This is a genomic window from Rhizorhapis sp. SPR117 (genome assembly GCF_021742065.1).
Window position 1 is genome coordinate 1 of sequence record NZ_JAKKIE010000045.1, and the last position, 17772, is coordinate 17772.

16 protein-coding genes and 1 tRNA gene are annotated in these 17772 nt (G+C 58.7%); 11 read left to right on the forward strand and 6 right to left on the reverse strand.

What is annotated here, in order from left to right; genetic code table 11:
- Together L3X40_RS15800 and L3X40_RS15805 are read left to right on the forward strand one after the other, a co-directional pair.
- Nucleotides 1-415 (forward strand): hypothetical protein (locus L3X40_RS15800; protein ID WP_237366440.1); only part of this gene is annotated, 415 nt, incomplete at its 5' end.
- A 497-nt stretch (nt 416-912) separates the two neighbouring features.
- Complete coding sequence (locus tag L3X40_RS15805; RefSeq protein ID WP_237366441.1) at nt 913-2118, forward strand: phage integrase SAM-like domain-containing protein; 1206 nt, start codon at nt 913-915, stop codon at nt 2116-2118.
- 25 nt (nt 2119-2143) lie between these two features.
- On the opposite strand, the gene L3X40_RS15810 is transcribed toward L3X40_RS15805, so the two are convergent.
- The 4 genes from L3X40_RS15810 to L3X40_RS15825 form a co-directional block, all read right to left on the reverse strand.
- Nucleotides 2144-2219: transfer RNA gene (locus tag L3X40_RS15810), tRNA-Val, on the reverse strand.
- 49 nt (nt 2220-2268) lie between these two features.
- A complete protein-coding gene (locus tag L3X40_RS15815) occupies nt 2269-3288 on the reverse strand; it encodes a MarR family transcriptional regulator (RefSeq protein ID WP_237366442.1) in 1020 nt (339 codons plus the stop codon).
- Nucleotides 3289-3587: 299 nt separating this feature from the next.
- On the reverse strand, nt 3588-3839 hold the full coding sequence (locus L3X40_RS15820; protein WP_237366443.1) for a hypothetical protein: 252 nt from the start codon (nt 3837-3839) through the stop codon (nt 3588-3590).
- A 266-nt stretch (nt 3840-4105) separates the two neighbouring features.
- A complete protein-coding gene (locus L3X40_RS15825) occupies nt 4106-4666 on the reverse strand; it encodes a hypothetical protein (protein WP_237366444.1) in 561 nt (186 codons plus the stop codon).
- 495 nt (nt 4667-5161) lie between these two features.
- Between L3X40_RS15825 and acnA the strand changes: the two genes are divergently transcribed.
- From acnA to L3X40_RS15865, 8 genes are all read left to right on the forward strand, one after another.
- Nucleotides 5162-7834, forward strand: a complete 2673-nt coding sequence (acnA, locus tag L3X40_RS15830) for an aconitate hydratase AcnA (protein ID WP_237366445.1) — start codon at nt 5162-5164, stop codon at nt 7832-7834.
- 147 nt (nt 7835-7981) lie between these two features.
- On the forward strand, nt 7982-9202 hold the full coding sequence (locus L3X40_RS15835; RefSeq protein ID WP_237366446.1) for an argininosuccinate synthase: 1221 nt from the start codon (nt 7982-7984) through the stop codon (nt 9200-9202).
- A gap of 209 nt (nt 9203-9411) precedes the next feature.
- Nucleotides 9412-10224 carry a DUF2189 domain-containing protein gene (locus tag L3X40_RS15840; protein WP_237366447.1) on the forward strand — a complete coding sequence of 271 codons (813 nt, stop codon included), beginning with the start codon at nt 9412-9414 and terminating at the stop codon, nt 10222-10224.
- 141 nt (nt 10225-10365) lie between these two features.
- Entirely contained in the window at nt 10366-10992 is a 627-nt protein-coding gene (locus L3X40_RS15845) for a nicotinate-nucleotide adenylyltransferase (RefSeq protein ID WP_237366448.1), read from the forward strand.
- A gap of 14 nt (nt 10993-11006) precedes the next feature.
- Nucleotides 11007-11399 carry a ribosome silencing factor gene (rsfS, locus tag L3X40_RS15850; protein WP_237366449.1) on the forward strand — a complete coding sequence of 131 codons (393 nt, stop codon included), beginning with the start codon at nt 11007-11009 and terminating at the stop codon, nt 11397-11399.
- A gap of 10 nt (nt 11400-11409) precedes the next feature.
- A complete protein-coding gene (locus L3X40_RS15855; RefSeq protein ID WP_237366450.1) occupies nt 11410-11844 on the forward strand; it encodes a 23S rRNA (pseudouridine(1915)-N(3))-methyltransferase RlmH in 435 nt (144 codons plus the stop codon).
- Between the two features lie 6 nt (nt 11845-11850).
- On the forward strand, nt 11851-13032 hold the full coding sequence (locus L3X40_RS15860; protein WP_237366451.1) for a murein hydrolase activator EnvC family protein: 1182 nt from the start codon (nt 11851-11853) through the stop codon (nt 13030-13032).
- Nucleotides 13033-13098: 66 nt separating this feature from the next.
- Nucleotides 13099-14409, forward strand: coding sequence for a methyltransferase family protein (locus L3X40_RS15865; RefSeq protein ID WP_445177200.1), 1311 nt, complete (start codon nt 13099-13101; stop codon nt 14407-14409).
- Between the two features lie 6 nt (nt 14410-14415).
- Here L3X40_RS15865 and L3X40_RS15870 read toward each other — a convergent pair whose 3' ends face one another.
- Together L3X40_RS15870 and L3X40_RS15875 are read right to left on the reverse strand one after the other, a co-directional pair.
- Nucleotides 14416-15789, reverse strand: a complete 1374-nt coding sequence (locus L3X40_RS15870) for a glutamate--cysteine ligase (RefSeq protein WP_237366453.1) — start codon at nt 15787-15789, stop codon at nt 14416-14418.
- Between the two features lie 80 nt (nt 15790-15869).
- Nucleotides 15870-16616, reverse strand: a complete 747-nt coding sequence (locus L3X40_RS15875) for a 16S rRNA (uracil(1498)-N(3))-methyltransferase (protein WP_237366454.1) — start codon at nt 16614-16616, stop codon at nt 15870-15872.
- A 123-nt stretch (nt 16617-16739) separates the two neighbouring features.
- On the opposite strand from L3X40_RS15875, the gene ubiA reads away from it, so the two are divergent.
- Complete coding sequence (gene ubiA / locus L3X40_RS15880; protein ID WP_237366455.1) at nt 16740-17642, forward strand: 4-hydroxybenzoate octaprenyltransferase; 903 nt, start codon at nt 16740-16742, stop codon at nt 17640-17642.
- Nucleotides 17643-17772 lie beyond the last annotated feature (130 nt).

Here is a 17772-nt window from a genome sequence, read left to right on the forward strand (position 1 = left end):
GGAGGTGGTTCAAACATGGGTCAGTTCTCGACGGAAATTTATATCCCTCCCGGGTCAACTCTCAGCGGTAATCAACAGGCAGGGCGCTGGAACTTGTAATGATCCACCGGTTCCTGGCACACTCCTATTTCTGGAAGAGGCCTCAAAACATTACCGCATTGCGATCTATTCGTCACGCTCAAAATCTCTCGCAGGTCGCAGGGCAATGAAACGATACATGCGGGAACATTTTGAAAGCTATCTTACATTTAGCCCCGGTCATGATCGAGATACGCTTTATGAATATATCGAATGGCCTTGGTTCAAGCCATCGGCGTTCATCACGATAGATGACCGTGCCCTAACCTTTACTGGTGATTGGAACGATTTCGACTGCGCAACTCTTGGCGCGTTCAAGCCATGGAACAAGCAATGACCGCGCTGGACACCATGCGGGGGCATAGGGGATATACTGATGCGAAGGGGGGATGGCGGTGAGTGAGTGGCAGGACATCGAAAGCGCACCGAAGGACGGGACGCGTATATTGCTCGCCAAGCATGGTTGGGTATGGTGGACCGGAGACGCGGAGGTTGGTTCAGAACTTTGGCGTAAGCGCGTTTTTGGTGAAGGCGACACGCACAGAGAGTATATTCTTCATTGGGCAACGGCAGGTCACTGGTCCAGTAAATTCCACAAATGGACAGACGGGATGGAGTCTCTTGTGCCACCAACGCACTGGATACCCCTCCCTCCCCCACCATGCCCGAAAGGTAAGGAGTGATGGCATCCATAGCTGACATCGCGAGGAAATACCGCCGTGCGCTGCGCAACGAAACAGGCGCGACATTCACACTGGAACAATTACGCCTGATGGCTGAAACTGGCTGGCTCGACGTTATAACCAACGCAGAGGCTGAGGAAATCAAGGGATCATGGCAAAGCAAGCAAGCCCATATATCGTCGGAGAATACTGGCTCGACAAAAGGCGGGACGGTGCGTCCGATGCGTGGCAGATCACCTGGTATGATACCACCTCTCGACAGGTCCGCTATCGCAGCACTCGCAAAGAGAGCCTAGACGATGCCAAGCCTATCATCCACGCGCACGCCGACCGGCAACGGTCAAGGCAGAAGCAAGCGCCGGATGAAGCGCGGATTATCCCGCTGCTCATCACCTATTGGGAAGAGCATGGGCGCAATACAGTTTCCCCGGCGCAGATCGGTAGCAGCCTACGCGCGCTCCTGGGCTTTCTATTTCAGGATGAGGCGGGCATGAATGCCGTTGTGACCGACATCAATCCGGCGATGATCGATCGGTTCCGCGCGTGGCGCATGGGGACGCATAGCTATGACGTGCCGTGGGGCGACAAGGACTACAAGCATTCATCCAAAGGCGTAAGCGGTGAAACCGTCCAGCGCAATATCGAGGACTTCAAGGCCGCGATCAACCACGCTGCCAAGAACAACCGATTAGACACCGTGCCACGCATCCCGTCGCTCGCTTCGCGTTACAGGTCGCCAGCGCGTGACAGGGTGCTTTCATTGGACGAAATGGGGAAGATATTCTGGTATGCGGGCCACTTCCCGGACCTGGGCCGCTGGATAACCCTCATGCTCGCTACTGGCGCAAGACCTGAAGCCGCTACAGCCTTCAACCCTGCGCAATACAAGGGCGGACTGCTCCTTGACCTACAACCGAAGCATTGGGTGCGGACGAAGAAGCACAACCCGGTCGTCCCGGCGATCAAGTCGTTGCGCTGCATATTGACAGCATGGAAGCGTGAGCCATTTTCGCCCGTCAAGAGCAGGGCGAGGAGTTGGCGGACAATGAGGGCCGCCCTCGGCCTGCCTGATGATGTGATTGCCAAGACGATACGGCACACAATCGCAACGTGGCTCTATGCGGACACCGATGTGCCACAAAAGCAGATTAGCGATCTGCTTGGTCATAGCGGTCACATGAACCGCACAACCCATGTCTATGCGAAGTACGATCCCAAGCATATGGCCGAAACCAGAAAGGCGCTGTCCAGAATATGGCTGCGCGTGAGTCGGGAGGCGCGGACATTTGGCGCTGTCCATAAATTGTCCATTGCGTCAAGGAGCAGCCCGACGCGAGTTGACAAGATAGGTGAATAGTGTAGGATTTAACCGCGTTTGTGAATGGTGGGCGATGACGGGCTCGAACCGCCGACATTCTCGGTGTAAACGAGACGCTCTACCAACTGAGCTAATCGCCCGATCCGGGGTTTCGCCTAATAGGGAATTTGCTGTGGCGGTCAAGCGCCATTACGCAATCGTGGCCTTGGTGCGCTTTGCAGCGGCGAAGAAATTGTTCATGGCTTCGGCGGCCTTGGCTGACAGGGCGATAAAGACGCGACGGCCATCGGCGGGGTCGGCCTGACGCAGGAAAATGCCGTTGTCGGTCAAGGCGCGAATCCAGCGTAGCGCGGTTGTGGCGGGAACGGCGGCGGCGATGCAAAGGCTGGACACAGAAACGCGCTGGCCAGACAAATGCGCGGCCATCAGGTCCAGCAGCATGTCCCAGGCAGGATCAGCGAACAGTTCGCCAGCAAAAAACTGATCGCGCAGGCGGCGGAGGCGAAGCATGTCGCGGATTTCGCGCGGAGTGATGAGCGCACGAGGACGATTGGATGCATCCAATGATGGTTCGCCGACATATCCATGTTCGGGCTCAGCAAGATTGCCCATGTCCGAAGATAGTACGGAGGGGGTACTACTGATCCCGCCCGACAGGCTGGCCAGCGTGCGAGCAATGCGGCTGACTTCTTCGGATAGGCGCTGGAGACGGAGCGCCTCACTTTCGCGGCCGATATCGTGTAATGCGGTCGGTTGGACATTATGCAATGCCAGAGCGAGAGCTGCGGCAAAATCTGTATCGCTGGGCGCGCAGAGCAGTTGCGCCAAAGGCGTGGCGAGCAGCCCAAAGGCCAGATCGAGCGCGGCTGGTGTCACCGCGACGATAATGGCCGTGCCCTCTGTTTCGGCAATCCGGTCGATGCGGGCAAGCAGGGCGGCAAGGGCAGGGCTGTCGCTGTCAGCTTTTACAATCAACAGGTGGACCGCAGCGATGCGGTCCAGCCTTTCGGCCGCACCGGCAATATCCACCGCACCCAATAGTCGCGCCCCTGCTGCATTGGCGATGTGTTCCAGTGTCTTCTGGCCGTCCGTATCATCACAGATGACGAGAGCGGATGGCCGGTCGTCATAGGATGCTTCAATAGCGGCCCCGATCGCTTCTTCAACGGTCAGGTTCGCCTGTTCGCCGTCTGTCCCATATATGTGCATTTGGCGCTCCTGTGCCGCTTTTGTTCAGGGCGTTATGATCGCAAAATACCCCCACGTCGCTATCAGCTTTCCTCCATAATGGAGGAAAATGTGACGTGATTGTAGGGAAATACCCTGAAATGTCACGGCAGAGGGGGATCATTTCGGGAACGGTTCGGAGTTTTCGTCCGCATCGGCGGTCGATATGGCCCTATGCCTGTCCGATCTGGATGAGCAGGACGCTCATCCAGATCGGATCAATTTTGGGTGCGGCGCAGCAAGCTGCCCGGCATCCGGCTTGTTGCGCGCACCCGATTGCATCAGAGCATGTAATTGGAAGATCCGGCTTCCGTGAAGCGTGGCTGTCCGCCCAGTCCCCCGGCGTGAATGTCGAGTGGAAGAGCCGTGCTGCAAAAGGCGCATTCGGCCACGGTACGGCCCACGATCCAATGGCTGTGGCCGCATCCGGGGCAATGATTGTGCTCATTGGTTCGGTACATGATGTGATACCCGCGCAGAAGCGGATTGAACGCAGATTTGCGCGTCGTGCTATGAGGCAGATTGGGATGCATGATCTGGTCCTCCCTTTCGTGAACCCGTTATAGATAACGATGCGCAGTCAACGGAGTTCCTTTCGCGACGAAAAGACAGGCACCCATATTGACACCAGTCGACTCGTTGCGTGTGCGATCCTTTGGAATCCCTGTTTTCCACGCGAAACCAAGTGCAGTTTACAGGAAACCCGCGCCTTTCGACAGGGAGATAATGGAGTCAGGCTATTGGTTAATGTCCCATTTTTGTGCGGCGCACATATTTAAACCGGGAGGCGAGGAAGCGGTTAGCGTGATGCGCTGACCGTGCTTAAAAAGGGACGTTCCAGCTGCGCCAGCGCACCAGGGGCATAGGTTTGCAGTTCCCAAGAAGCCATGGCGCGAACCTTCGCGGAAACATTCATTGCCACGTCGCAAAAGCGGCCCTGCGCCATCGGCTTGGTAAAGAAAGTATAGAGTCTGGTCATATGCGTATCGTTCTGGCGCTGCCAATCCCTGCCAAAGCGGGTGCGATAGGCCGACTGTTCAGCCTCATAGGCCACCGCGAATGCTTCGCGATGGTTTTTGAGCATGGCATTATAATTATCCGCGATCATGGATTGCCGCCGGCCCGAACAGCTCAGGCTAGCGACGTTCAGAGCCGCCCGCATGTGCCAGATGGTTTCACCGGGACCAATGTCGCGGTTGATGGCGGCAATGGCATCACCCGATTGAATTTCGGGAAGCGGCAGCTCGATGCGTGGCGGAGCTTCTGAACGGTAAACGGATTGAGGCGCATTGCCCGAAGCGCATCCTCCCAGCGCCGTGAGCGCACCTAAAATTGCAAGCCTGCCGCGGCCGGTTAACATGAAATTACGCCCCTTTATTATTATGCTATGAGTCTGAATCCGGATCTTTCAAGAGGCAACATGGAAAAGGAGCGGGCGTCGTCCGGCAGTGCCGCGTTTACGGTGACCCGAAACGGGACAGTTTTTGGCTGAATATCCTTGTGATGCAAGCGGTGTGCGGGAAGGCGGCGCAGATCGTGAGTTAAAATAGGAGCTGCCGACATTACACCCGGCTTTGTCATGGAATATCTTCCTTAATCGGGGCCGCAAAAGCTTTCCTTTCCCTTCCACCTTTCCGGACGCGAAGCTTTTGGCGCGGATTCACCTTTTCCGCGCTTCCCAACCCCCCCAACCCTTGCTAAGGGCCGGGTGACTCATTCGAGCTGGCGCCAGCGGCTGGGTGTGGAAACGCAATGAAGCCTCTTTCCAGCGTCCGTCGAATTCCCCCAGGCGCCGCCAAACACAATGAACCAGGGCGAAATCGCATTGCGTCCTGATGGATGAAAGGTTGGCTTCATGACTGCTATCGGACAGGACACGCTCGGCACCCGCTCCACGATGGACGTGGGCGGCAAGAGCATTGCCTATTATTCTATCGCAAAGGCTGCGGAACAGTTGGGCGATGTGTCGCGGCTGCCCTTTTCCATGCGGGTGTTGCTGGAAAACCTGCTGCGTTTTGAAGATGGAAACACCGTCACGGTCGAGGACGTGCAGGCGATTATCGACTGGCAGAAGGAACGCAGGTCCGATCGGGAAATTCAGTATCGTCCGGCGCGCGTGCTGATGCAGGATTTCACTGGCGTGCCATGCGTGGTCGATCTCGCTGCGATGCGCGATGCGATGAACGCACTGGGCGGGGACGCGCAGAAGATCAATCCGCTGGTGCCCGTGCATCTGGTCATCGATCACTCGGTCATGGTCGACGAATTTGGCACGCCAAAGGCGTTCGCCGACAATGTGGAACTGGAATATCAGCGCAATAATGAACGGTATGAGTTCCTGAAATGGGGCAGCAAGGCGCTTGATAATTTCAAGGTGGTGCCGCCGGGAACGGGCATCTGCCATCAGGTGAATCTGGAAAACATCGCCCAGGCAGTGTGGAGCAGCGTTGATCCTTCGGGCGCGATGGTTGCCTATCCCGATACCTGCGTCGGCACCGACAGCCATACAACGATGGTCAATGGCCTTGGCGTGCTTGGCTGGGGCGTTGGCGGGATCGAGGCGGAGGCCGCAATGCTGGGCCAGCCGGTGTCGATGCTGATCCCCGAAGTGGTCGGGTTCAAGCTGACCGGCAAGCTGGCCGAGGGCATCACGGCCACCGATCTGGTGCTGACGGTGACGCAGATGTTGCGCGCCAAGGGCGTTGTCGGGCGCTTTGTCGAGTTTTATGGCGCGGGCCTTGATGCGCTGACGCTGGCCGACCGGGCGACGATTGCCAACATGGCGCCGGAATATGGCGCGACCTGTGGCTTCTTTCCGATCGACGATGCGACGCTGGATTATATGCGCCTGACCGGGCGCAGCGAAGAACAGGTTGCGCTGACCGAGGCTTATGCCAAGGCACAGGGTTTCTGGCGCTTTGCCGATGTGGCCGACCCTGTGTTCACCGATGTTCTGGAACTTGACATGAGCACGGTGCAGCCGAGCCTCGCCGGACCCAAGCGGCCGCAGGACAAGGTTATTCTCAGCCAGGTCGATGACACGTTCAACGCCGATCTGGAAAAGGTATACAAGAAATCCGCCCCGGCGCGCGTTGCAGTCGAAGGGCGCGACCATGACATTGGCGATGGCGACGTGGTGATCGCGGCAATCACAAGCTGCACCAATACGTCGAATCCTTCGGTTCTGGTCGCTGCGGGTCTTGTCGCCAAGAAGGCGGTCGAGCTGGGTTTGAAGCCCAAGCCATGGGTGAAGACATCGCTGGCTCCCGGATCGCAGGTGGTGACCGATTATCTGAACAAGTCGGGCCTGACCGAATATCTCGACAAGATCGGGTTCAATCTGGTTGGCTATGGCTGCACGACTTGTATCGGCAATTCCGGGCCGCTGGCTCCCGCGATCAGCAAGGCGATCAACGGCAATGACGTTGTCGCGGCATCGGTCCTGTCGGGTAACCGCAATTTCGAAGGACGCGTGTCGCCTGACGTGCGCGCGAACTTCCTCGCCTCGCCACCGCTGGTGGTGGCTTATGCGCTGAAAGGCACGGTGACGACCGATTTTATCGATACGCCAATCGGACAGGGCAGCGATGGCGCGGACGTATATCTGAAGGACATCTGGCCGTCGAACGCCGAAGTCCGGTCGGTGATGGACGCCAATATCGACCGCGGCATGTTCATGAGCCGCTATGCCAACGTCTTTGCTGGCGATGAAAAATGGCAGGCGATCGACGTGACGGGTTCGGACACCTATGCATGGCGCGCAGGGTCTACCTATGTTGCCAACCCGCCTTATTTCGAGGGCATGAGCATGACCCCGGCCCTCGTTTCCGACATTATCGAGGCCAAGCCACTGGCGATTTTTGCGGATTCCATCACGACCGACCACATCAGCCCGGCTGGCAGCATCAAGGCGGCGTCGCCCGCTGGCGTGTACTTGATGGAGCATCAGGTCAGTCAGGCCGATTTCAACAGCTATGGCGCGCGGCGGGGCAATCATGAAGTGATGATGCGCGGCACCTTTGCCAATATTCGTATCAAGAATGAAATGCTGGACGGCGTCGAAGGCGGCATGACCCGTTATGAAGGCGAAGAAATGGCCATTTACGACGCGGCTATGCGGTACAAGGCGGATGGCACACCACTGGTCGTCATAGCGGGCAAGGAATATGGCACCGGGTCCAGCCGCGACTGGGCTGCCAAGGGCACCAACCTGTTGGGCGTGCGCGCGGTGATTGCGGAGTCGTTCGAACGTATTCACCGGTCGAACTTAGTCGGCATGGGCGTGCTGCCGCTGCAATTTGCCGAGGGGCAGAGCCGCAAGACACTGGGCCTGACGGGGGATGAGACGTTCACGATCCAGCATGTCGCGGGCCTCAAGCCCCGGCAGATGGTCGATGTGATCGTGGCCCGTGCCGATGGCAAAACCGAAACGTTCCAGGCGCTGTGCCGGATCGATACCGCCAACGAACTGGAATATTTTCTGAACGGTGGCATCCTGCAATATGTGTTGAGGAAGCTGGCGGCCTGATCCGGCATCCGGTCTGCACTATACAAAGGGCTTCCTCCGGCAATGGGGAGGCCCTTTCCCGTCCGACAACTTGCACGAATCCTCCGCCCCTGATAGGCGCGCGCTGGTTCGCCTGCGCGGCGGTTCCCTGGCTGGAAAGATGAAGAGATGAGCGAGAAGATCAACCGGGTTGTGCTGGCCTATTCGGGTGGCCTTGACACCAGTGTCATCCTGAAATGGTTGCAGCAGGAATATGGTTGCGAGGTCGTGACCTTCACCGCCGATCTGGGCCAGGGCGAGGAACTGGAACCGGCGCGGGCGAAGGCGCGGCTGATGGGTATCAAGGACGAGCATATCTTCATCGATGACCTGCGCGAGGAATTTGTCCGCGATTATGTGTTCCCGATGATGCGGTCCAATGCATTGTATGAGGGCTTGTATCTGCTCGGCACCTCGATAGCCCGACCATTGATTGCGAAACGACAGATCGAAATTGCACGCCAAGTGAATGCGGACGCCGTGAGCCATGGCGCGACGGGCAAAGGCAATGATCAGGTGCGTTTTGAACTGGGCTATTATGCGCTGGCGCCCGACATCAAGGTGATTGCGCCTTGGCGGGAATGGAATTTGACGAGCCGCACCGCCCTGATCGCCTTTGCCGAACAACATCAGATTCCGGTGCCCAAGGACAAGCGCGGTGAAAGCCCCTTCTCCACCGACGCGAACATGCTGCACACATCGTCTGAGGGCAAGGTGCTGGAGGACCCGTGGGAGGAAGTGCCCGACTATGTCTATTCGCGCACGGTCAATCCGGAGGACGCGCCCGACGCGCCCGAATATATCACCATCGATTTTGAACGCGGCGATGGCGTGGCGATCAATGGCGAGGGGATGAGCCCGGCGACGCTGCTGGAAACGCTGAACGAATATGGCCGCAAGCATGGGATCGGCCGGCTCGATCTGGTCGAAAACCGCTTTGTCGGGATGAAGTCGCGCGGCATGTACGAAACGCCGGGCGGCACCATCTATCATCTGGCGCACCGGGGCATTGAGCAGATCACGCTGGATCGCGGCGCGGCGCATTTGAAGGACGAACTGGCCCCGCGTTATGCCGAATTGATCTACAATGGCTTCTGGTTCAGCCCCGAGCGCGAGATGCTGCAGGCCGCTATCGACCATAGCCAGGAAAAGGTGACAGGCACTGTGCGGCTGAAGCTTTACAAGGGCGCGGTCCATGTGGTCGGGCGCAAGTCGCCACATTCATTGTACAGCGAAAAGGTCGTGACCTTCGAAGATGATGCAGGCGCGTATGACCAGCGCGATGCGGCCGGGTTCATCAAGTTGAACGCACTGCGGCTGCGCCTGTTAGGGCGGCGGGATCGAGGCTGAAAAGCTATAGTCGCTTAACCTCTTGATTTGTGTATCCATCGCCAGCTTGATTGGCCATTGCCCCCGCTTGCCGTGAAGCGTAGGATGCCCTCTGCCGGCAGTTCAAAGGAATGGCTCGGACAAGACGCCCGCTTCAAGGGTGCGCATATGGGCACGCCGGTTTGCAGGTCGGTCCAGAAGGGCCGCCGTCAGCTTGCGGAGAGTGACATATGGCTGGTACTCAACATTTGCACCTGGACAGGGGCGTTCCAGATGTCCGGATACGCACATTAAGCCTTCATGACTTGCGGGTTGCACTTCGTCAGGGATGGGAGGATTTCCTCGACAAGCGCGGGGATCTTGTTTTTGTCGGCTTCATCTACCCGCTGGTTGGTTTTCTGGCGATTGCGATTGCCCGTAACTGGTCGTTGTTGCCCATTTTCTTTCCGCTGGTGGCGGGCCTGACCCTGATGGGGCCAGCGGTGGCGAGCGGCTTTTATGAAATGGCCCGACGGCGCGAGCGGGGGATGAACAGCAGTTGGCGGCATTTCTTTCTGGAGTTCAAGAGTCCCGCCATGCCGTCCATTGCCGCGCTGACCGCTTTGCAGTTCGGTATATATGTACTGTGGCTGATGGCCGCATGGGCTGTTTATGCCGCGACCATGGGGCCGGTGCGTCCCGATGCATGGGCGGTATTGCCCGATTCACCCGAAATATTCCTTCATGATTTGTTTGCGACGCAGGCAGGCTGGACGATGATTATCGTCGGCAATCTGGTGGGGCTGATCTTTGCCATAGCGGTACTGTCGATCAGCGTTATCTCCTTTCCTATGCTGATCGATGGAAAGGCAGATGTGTATCGCGCCGTAAAGACTTCGGTACGCGTAACCGCACATAATTTCCGGGTGATCCTGACGTGGGGCCTGATGGTTGCGATTCTGCTCTTTCTTGGCTGCGTGACGGCCTTTGTAGGATTGGCGGTAGTGTTGCCGGTTCTTGGGTACGCTACCTGGCATCTCTACACACGCGCGGTTGAGCGCTAAGAGTTCGGCGGCGAGGGATTGATCCCCATCTATGCAATGTATAGGTGGGGATCATGGCCACGCCTGTACGGCGCAAAAATTGATATTGCGCGCTTTTCATAACCGATATGACGGGCCGTGCCAAAGCGGGCGGGGTGCAGAATGATTCGTACCGGCTTACTGGGCGGGTCGTTCAATCCTGCACATGGCGGTCATCGGGCGATTTCCCTGTTTGCACTGGATGCGCTGGCACTGGATGAATTGTGGTGGCTGGTTTCGCCCGGAAACCCGTTAAAGCCGGACAAGGGCATGGCGCCGTTGTCGATACGCCTTGCTTCGGCGCGGGAAATGAGCAGGGGGACCCGGATTCGTCCTACCGCAATTGAGGCGCAATTGGGGACGCGCTATACTGTCGATACGCTGAAAAAACTCATCCGCCGTTACCCCGGACGGCGGTTCATATGGATCATGGGTGCGGACAACCTGTTGCAATTCCATCACTGGAGGCGTTGGCGCGACATAGCGCGGTTGATCCCGATTGCAGTTATCGCGCGGCCGGGCTATGATGGCTCTGCCCGTGCGGCTGTCGCAATGGGCTGGCTGCGGCGCTTCGTCCGGTCCGCCAGTCATAAGGCACAATGGACGGATTGGAGACCGCCGGCGCTCGTGCATTTGCGCTTTCGCCCAGATCCAAGATCGGCAACCCTGCTGCGGCAGGCTAACCCCCATTGGTATCGTGACTTGTCCGGCCGTGCTCAGCGCGACCCCGTGACGCGTCTCTTGATTTAGGAAAAGGAGTTCAATTGCCCAGACCCATAGCAGCCAACGACCCGGTGGATGAACCCGCCTCCGTTGCAGCCCTGCACGAACTGGTGCTTCGGTCGCTTGACGACGACCAGGCACAGGAAACCGTTTCCATCCCGCTTCAAGGCAAAAGCAGCATAGCAGATTACATGGTGATCGCGTCGGGTCGTTCGACCCGGCAGGTAGCCACCATGGCGCAAAAGCTTGCCGAACGCATCAAGCAACAGACCGGCCGTATTGCCCGTATCGAGGGATTGCCCGCGGCCGACTGGGTGCTGATCGACGCCGGGGACGTAATTGTCCACCTGTTCCGTCCGGAAGTGCGCAGCTTTTACAATCTAGAGCGCATGTGGGGTTTTGCAGATACGCCGGCAGTAGCCGAAGCCCGATAGGGCCTGGCCATTGCTTTTGCATATCATGGCCCGGGGCAAGATTGGCCGTTGTCCCGAGGCGGAATTGGTCGAGCGCTATGTAAAGCGCATAAGCTGGCCCATGAAAATCACCGAATTGCCCGATAGCGCCAGCAAGGGAGCAAGCAAGATTGCCGCCGCGCCGTCCGGCAGCGTCACAGTGATGCTGGACGAAAAGGGTGAGCAACTCTCCTCCACCGCTTTTGCCCGAAGATTGGAGGAATGGCGCGACCGGGGAGTGCGGGAGTGTCGATTCCTGATTGGTGCTGCGGACGGATTTGATGAGGTTGAACGGGAGCGGGCGGACCTGCTGATCGCCTTTGGCCGCGCGACATGGCCGCATATGATGGCGCGGGCCATGCTGGCCGAACAATTATGGCGGGCGACCAGCATCCTTGCCAAACACCCCTATCATCGGGAAGGATAGCGACCGATGAAGCGGCCGCTTTTCCTTTTGATCCCGGTGTGGTTCACCCTTGCGGCGGTCGCGCCGGCACAGACGCTGGAGGAAGAGCGGCAGGCTCTGATTACGGCCAAACAACAGTCGCAGGCCTCACGCGAACGCAGCGCCCGATTGAAGCAAGAGGCGAAGGCCGCACGGAAAGAGGCAGAGCGCGCCCGGCGGGAGGCGGCGGCGATGGCGGCAAGCATTCAGGCTGCCGAGGCCGACATTCAGGCGGCACAGGCGCGCATCGCCATCATAGCGCGGATGCAAAGTGCGCAAAATGCGCGACTGGCGGAACGGCAGGAACCGATTGTGCGGCTGATCGCGGCGCTGCAAACCTTTGCCCGCCGCCCGCCTGTCACGGCGCTGATCCAGCCGGGATCGATTTCCGATGTTGTGCACCTGCGCGCCGTATTGGCGAACGTGCTGCCAGTGATTCGCGCGCGCACCGCCGGATTACGGGCAGAATTGCGTAAAAGCCGTGAACTGCGAGCCAATGCCGATAAAGCGCGTGCATCGCTGGTCGCCGGGCGCGTGGCACTGGCTGACCAACGAGCGCAGCTTCGCCAGTTGGAGGTTCGCAAGCGCTTTGCCTCCCGCACCCTGACGAGCAATGCCAATCTGGAGGCTGACCGGGCCATCGCGCTGGGCGAAAAAGCGCGGGATATTGCCGATCTGATGAACCAGCTGCGTGTTTCTGGCAATGTACGCGAGCAATTGGCGCAATTGTCTGGTCCGCTGCCCAGGCCTGCCCGCATTGGGGCGACGGTGCTGCCACAGGACGAACAACCGCGCAAGAACAGCGGCCCACCCGCCTATCGCTTGCCTGTCATGGGAAAGGTCGTCGCGGGTCTTGGCGAATTGTCGGAAAGCGGGGCGCGCTCACGCGGCCTGACCATCGCGGTCCAGCCGTTGGCGCAGGTCGTGGCGCCGACAACGGGCCGCGTTGCCTTTGCCGGTAAATATGAAGGCTATGGCCAGATCGTCATTATCAATCATGGTAATGGCTGGACCACGTTGATTACCGATCTGGATCATCTGAGCGTCGAAGTTGGCTCGATCGTTCAACAGGGCGATCCTGTCGGTTCGGCAGGCCCGGGCAAGCCAAAAGTCACGGTGGAATTGCGTCGCAATGGCCGTCCGGTGAACATCGCTGCACTGCTGGGTTAGAGTTTCAGGGGCTATGAAGCGATGCATTCACGGCTTGCTTACCCTTTTTCATTAAAGCCCTGCGGTATGAATGTGACGCAGAAGAAAGACGGCGATCCGTGCCCACAATCGGCGGTTGGGCATGGTGTGGGGTTGGCGGGACTGGCCGGGCTTGGCCTGTGGATCATGGTTGCGCGCCATTATGGCATGGATGGCCCCTATGCGGGAATGACGGCGGTGCTGGCGTGCGGGGGGCCAATGGTGCTGTGGTCCGTGCTGGTCGACAAGGTGCATCGGCGCCCATCCACCGGCATCGACTGGAAAGCAAAACCCAAGCCGCTACGTGACACGCTGGACATCAGCCTTTTAAAACTGGCGGGATTGTGGGCCACATGGGGCGGGATCGGGATCGTCTATTGCCTGGCGCGCTGGTACTGGGATGGCGGTTATCTGTTCGCCATGCATATGTTTGCCGTGGCCGCGCCATGGCTGTTCGGGTTATCGATACCCTATGTCATCTGGCTGGACCGGCGCATGGTGGAACCGCGCGACGGCGCTTATGCCTTTGGCCGGATGATCGTTGGATCGGCGGACCGCCCGAATCGTGGAGAAATCGAAAACCATTTGCGAAGCTGGCTGGTGAAGGGTTTTTTCCTGGCGTTCATGCTGTCGATCGTGCCGGGGAATTTCGCCGACATGATCCATGTTGGGACGCGCGATATATTGGCGGGGCCGGTCGAACTGGCGCGTTTCCTGATCAGTTTGATGTTCGTGGTAGATGTCGCCTTTGCGACTGTCGGTTATATGTTGACGATGAAGATACTGGATGCGCATATCCGCACGGCCAATCCCTTCATGGCCGGATGGGTGGCGGCGCTCGTCTGTTACCCGCCCTTTGTGTTGATGAATAATGGCGGGCCGCTGGATTATCATCAGGGAACACAGGATTGGGCGTTCTGGTTTGGCGCGCACACGGTTTTGTTGTGGGCTGTAGGCGGAACGCTGGTCGTGCTGACAGCTATTTACGCTTGGGCAACGGTTGCCTTCGGACTGCGTTTTTCCAATCTGACGCATCGGGGCATTTTGACGCATGGGCCATACCGATTGAGCAAGCATCCGGCCTATGTAGCGAAGAACCTGTTCTGGTGGCTATCGACGCTGCCGTTCTTCGTCAGCAACGACAGTCTGACCGACATGGCGCGCAATACTGCCCTGATGATGACGGTGAGCGGCGTCTATTACTGGCGCGCACGGACCGAGGAAAGGCATTTGATGGCCGATCCTGTGTATGCGGCTTATGCCGAGTGGATGGAACGCCATGGACCAGTGCCACGCCTGATCGGCTGGATCGTTGGACGGAAGCGGACCGAAAATGGGGCGTTGCAGGCGGCGGAGTAAAGCTGCTCAGAAGCTCATTTCTTCATAGACATGACGCACATCGCCCTGCCATGCGCCGTGATAGTGATCGAGCAGACGTTGAGCTGGCACCTTGCCTGAACTGACGACCTCGTGGAGTGCGTCCAGATAGCCGGTTTCATTGTCGCCGGCACCGTTCAGGCGGGCACGTGATACAAGGCCGGATTGCGCAATGTCCAGGACCTGTCCGGCAATATCCTTTAAAATATGGCCTCCAGGGATGGGAGCGTCGAGGGCGAGTTTCGGCACGCTATCGCGCAGGATCTGGCGTTCTTCCATCGACCATGTTTTGACGACCTCCCAGGCAGCATCGAGCGCGGCATCGTCATAGAGCAAGCCGACCCAGAGTGCAGGCAGGGCGCAGATGCGGTTCCACGGCCCGCCGTCCGCTCCGCGCATCTCCATGAAGCTTTTCAGGCGCACTTCGGGAAAAGCGGTGGACAGGTGGTCGGCCCAATCGCTTTCTCGAGGCAGTTCGCCGGGAAGCGCGGGAAGCTGTCCTTTCAGGAAGTCACGGAAGCTTTGACCGGCGGCATCGATATACTTGCCGTCGCGATAGACGAAATACATTGGCACATCGAGGGCATAATCAGCGTAACGTTCATAACCAAAGCCATCTTCAAACACGAAAGGCAGCATGCCGGTGCGTGCAGGATCGGTATCGGACCAAATGTGACTGCGGTAAGACAGGAACCCGTTTGGTTTCCCTTCGGTGAACGGACTGTTGGCGAATAGCGCCGTTGCTAATGGTTGAAGGGCAAGAGATGTACGAAACATCTTGGCCATTTTTGCTTCGCTGCAATAATCTAGATTAACCTGTATGGTACAAGTCCGCAGCATCATGTCCAGGCCCATGGTGCCGACGCGCGGCATGTGGTTCAGCATGATGCCGTAACGCCCCTTGGGCATGATGGGCAGTTCCGCGCGCGTCTTGTCGGGCCACATGCCGAGACCCAGGAAGCCCAGACCCAGCATATCGCCGACATATTTGACCTGTTCCAGATGGCGACCGGTTTCAGCGCAGGTTTGATGCAAATTGTCGAGCGGCGCGCCAGAGAGTTCAAGTTGCCCCGCTGGTTCCAGACTGATCGTGCCGTCCGGGCCGGAAAGGGCAATGACATTTCCGCCCTCGAACACCGGCTCCCAATCATAACGAGTCAAGCCGATGAGTAACGAGTGAATGCCACCCTTTTCTTCGTAAGAGGGGGCGTGGTGATCCTTCACCGAATAGACGAATTTTTCGTGCTCAGTGCCGATTTTCCACTTTTCAGGCGGCTTTTCTCCGCTTTCGAACAGCGCGATCAATTGATCGCGGGATTCGATATAAGTGTCCTCGCCTTGTGAGTCTGTGCGCGTGCTCATAAATCGCCCTTAGCGGGTGGTCCGCATTCGGCCAATAGGAAAGTTTCTATTCGCAACTATTATCTAATAGATATCATCTATCATGTCCAGTCGCCAGACTGAGCCATCCATATTGCAGTTGCCGCAATCGCCGCTGTTTCCGCGCGCAGGATGCGGGGGCCCAGGGAAACGGCAACGGCCGCAGTATGCGCACGGATGGCGGCGCGCTCCTCGTCATCGAAGCCGCCTTCGGGACCGATAAGGAAGGCCGCGGGGCCTTTGCAAGTGGCCAGCATCTCTGCCATGGGGGCACCGCCCCGTTCGTCAGCAAAGAAGAGATGGCGTCCCACCGGCCAGTTTTTGAGCAGGTCGGGAAGCTTCACCATGTCGGCAAGTTCGGGCAATGCGGTGCGGCCGCATTGTTCGGCGGCTTCGACCAGATGGGCGCGCAGGCGGGACAGGTTCAGCTTGTCCACTACGGCGCGGCGGGTGAGGACGGGCTGCAACTTTGCAACACCCAGCTCGCATGCCTTTTCGGCGACCAGATCGATGCGGCCTTTCTTGATTGGCGCGACGCAGAGCCAGAAATCAGGGACGGCTTCCAGCGTCTTTGTCTGGCGGACGATGTGGAGGGCCAGGTCGCGCTTGCGGATATCCCGCGCCTCGGCCGCCCATTCGCCGGTGCGGTTATCGAAAAGGAGGACGGCGTCGCCATCTTTCACGCGCATGACGGAGATGAGGTAATGCGCCGGATTGCCATCAAGCGGAACGACTGCACCCTCGGCCAGCGACGCATCAATATAGAGGCGCGGGGCGCTTTGGGGAGGCCAGGCGGGGGTTGCGGGCATGTCTCTTCTATCTTTCCACTGGGGGACCAAGTCCCTATTGCCGTTCGTGTCGAGCGAAGTCGAGATACGTCTGCGCCCGGCTTCATGTCCCCCCAACTTTGCTCGGGACAAACGGAGGGTAGTTTGAACGACTTCATTGTCCCCGATACCGAAGTGCGCGGTTTGCTGGCTATCCTGCCGCGCGGGCTGCGCCCCTATGCCATGTTGGCGCGATTTGACAGGCCGATCGGCTGGTGGCTGCTGTTCTGGCCCGGCGCTTGGGCGGTGGCGCTGGCGGGCGGAGCGGTGAAGCGATGGGATCTGATCTTGTGGCTACTGGTCGGCAGCATCGCCATGCGCGGGGCGGGGTGCGTCTATAACGACATTGTCGACCGCGATCTGGATGCAAAGGTGGAACGGACGCGCAGCCGTCCGCTGGCAAGTGGGGCTGCGTCGTTGAAAGCGGCTTGGGGCTGGCTGGCGTTGCTGTGCCTGATCGGACTGGCGGTGCTGGTGCAACTGTCGCCTTATGCCGCCGTGGTGGCGTTGGTCAGCCTCGCGCCGGTGGCGGCCTATCCCTTTATGAAGCGGATTACGTGGTGGCCGCAGGCTTGGCTGGGACTGGTGTTTTCATGGGCAGCTTTGGTGGGGTGGAGCGAGGTCGCAGGCGCGCTGACGCTGCCGGGTCTGACGCTCTATGCCGGGTGCATCTGCTGGGTCATCGGCTATGACAGCATCTATGCGTTGCAGGACAAGGAAGACGATGCGCTGATCGGCATCAAGTCAAGCGCGCTGCGGATGGGGAAGCATGTGCGGCTGGGCGTCGCGGTGTTCTACGCGCTGGCGTTGCTGTTATGGGGCGCGGCGGTGTGGCAGGTGCGACCGCAGCTCCTAGCATTGTTGGCGCTGTTGCCCGTGGCGGTGCAGCTATTGTGGCAGGTCACGACATTGAAGGACGATGGTGCAGATCCATTGGTGAAGTTCCGGTCGAACCGCTTTGCGGGGCTGCTGATGTTTCTGGGGTGTTTGGTAGTAGGGGTAGCTTAGGGTCCTGACCCTAAGCCCTGCCAGTCAAGCCCAGCCGCAAGACACGAGCAGGGCTGTATTCGAGAAACTTTAAAGAATGCGGGACGGGGAGCAACCGTCAAATCCCTCCCCGTAATGACCATCCTGTCAG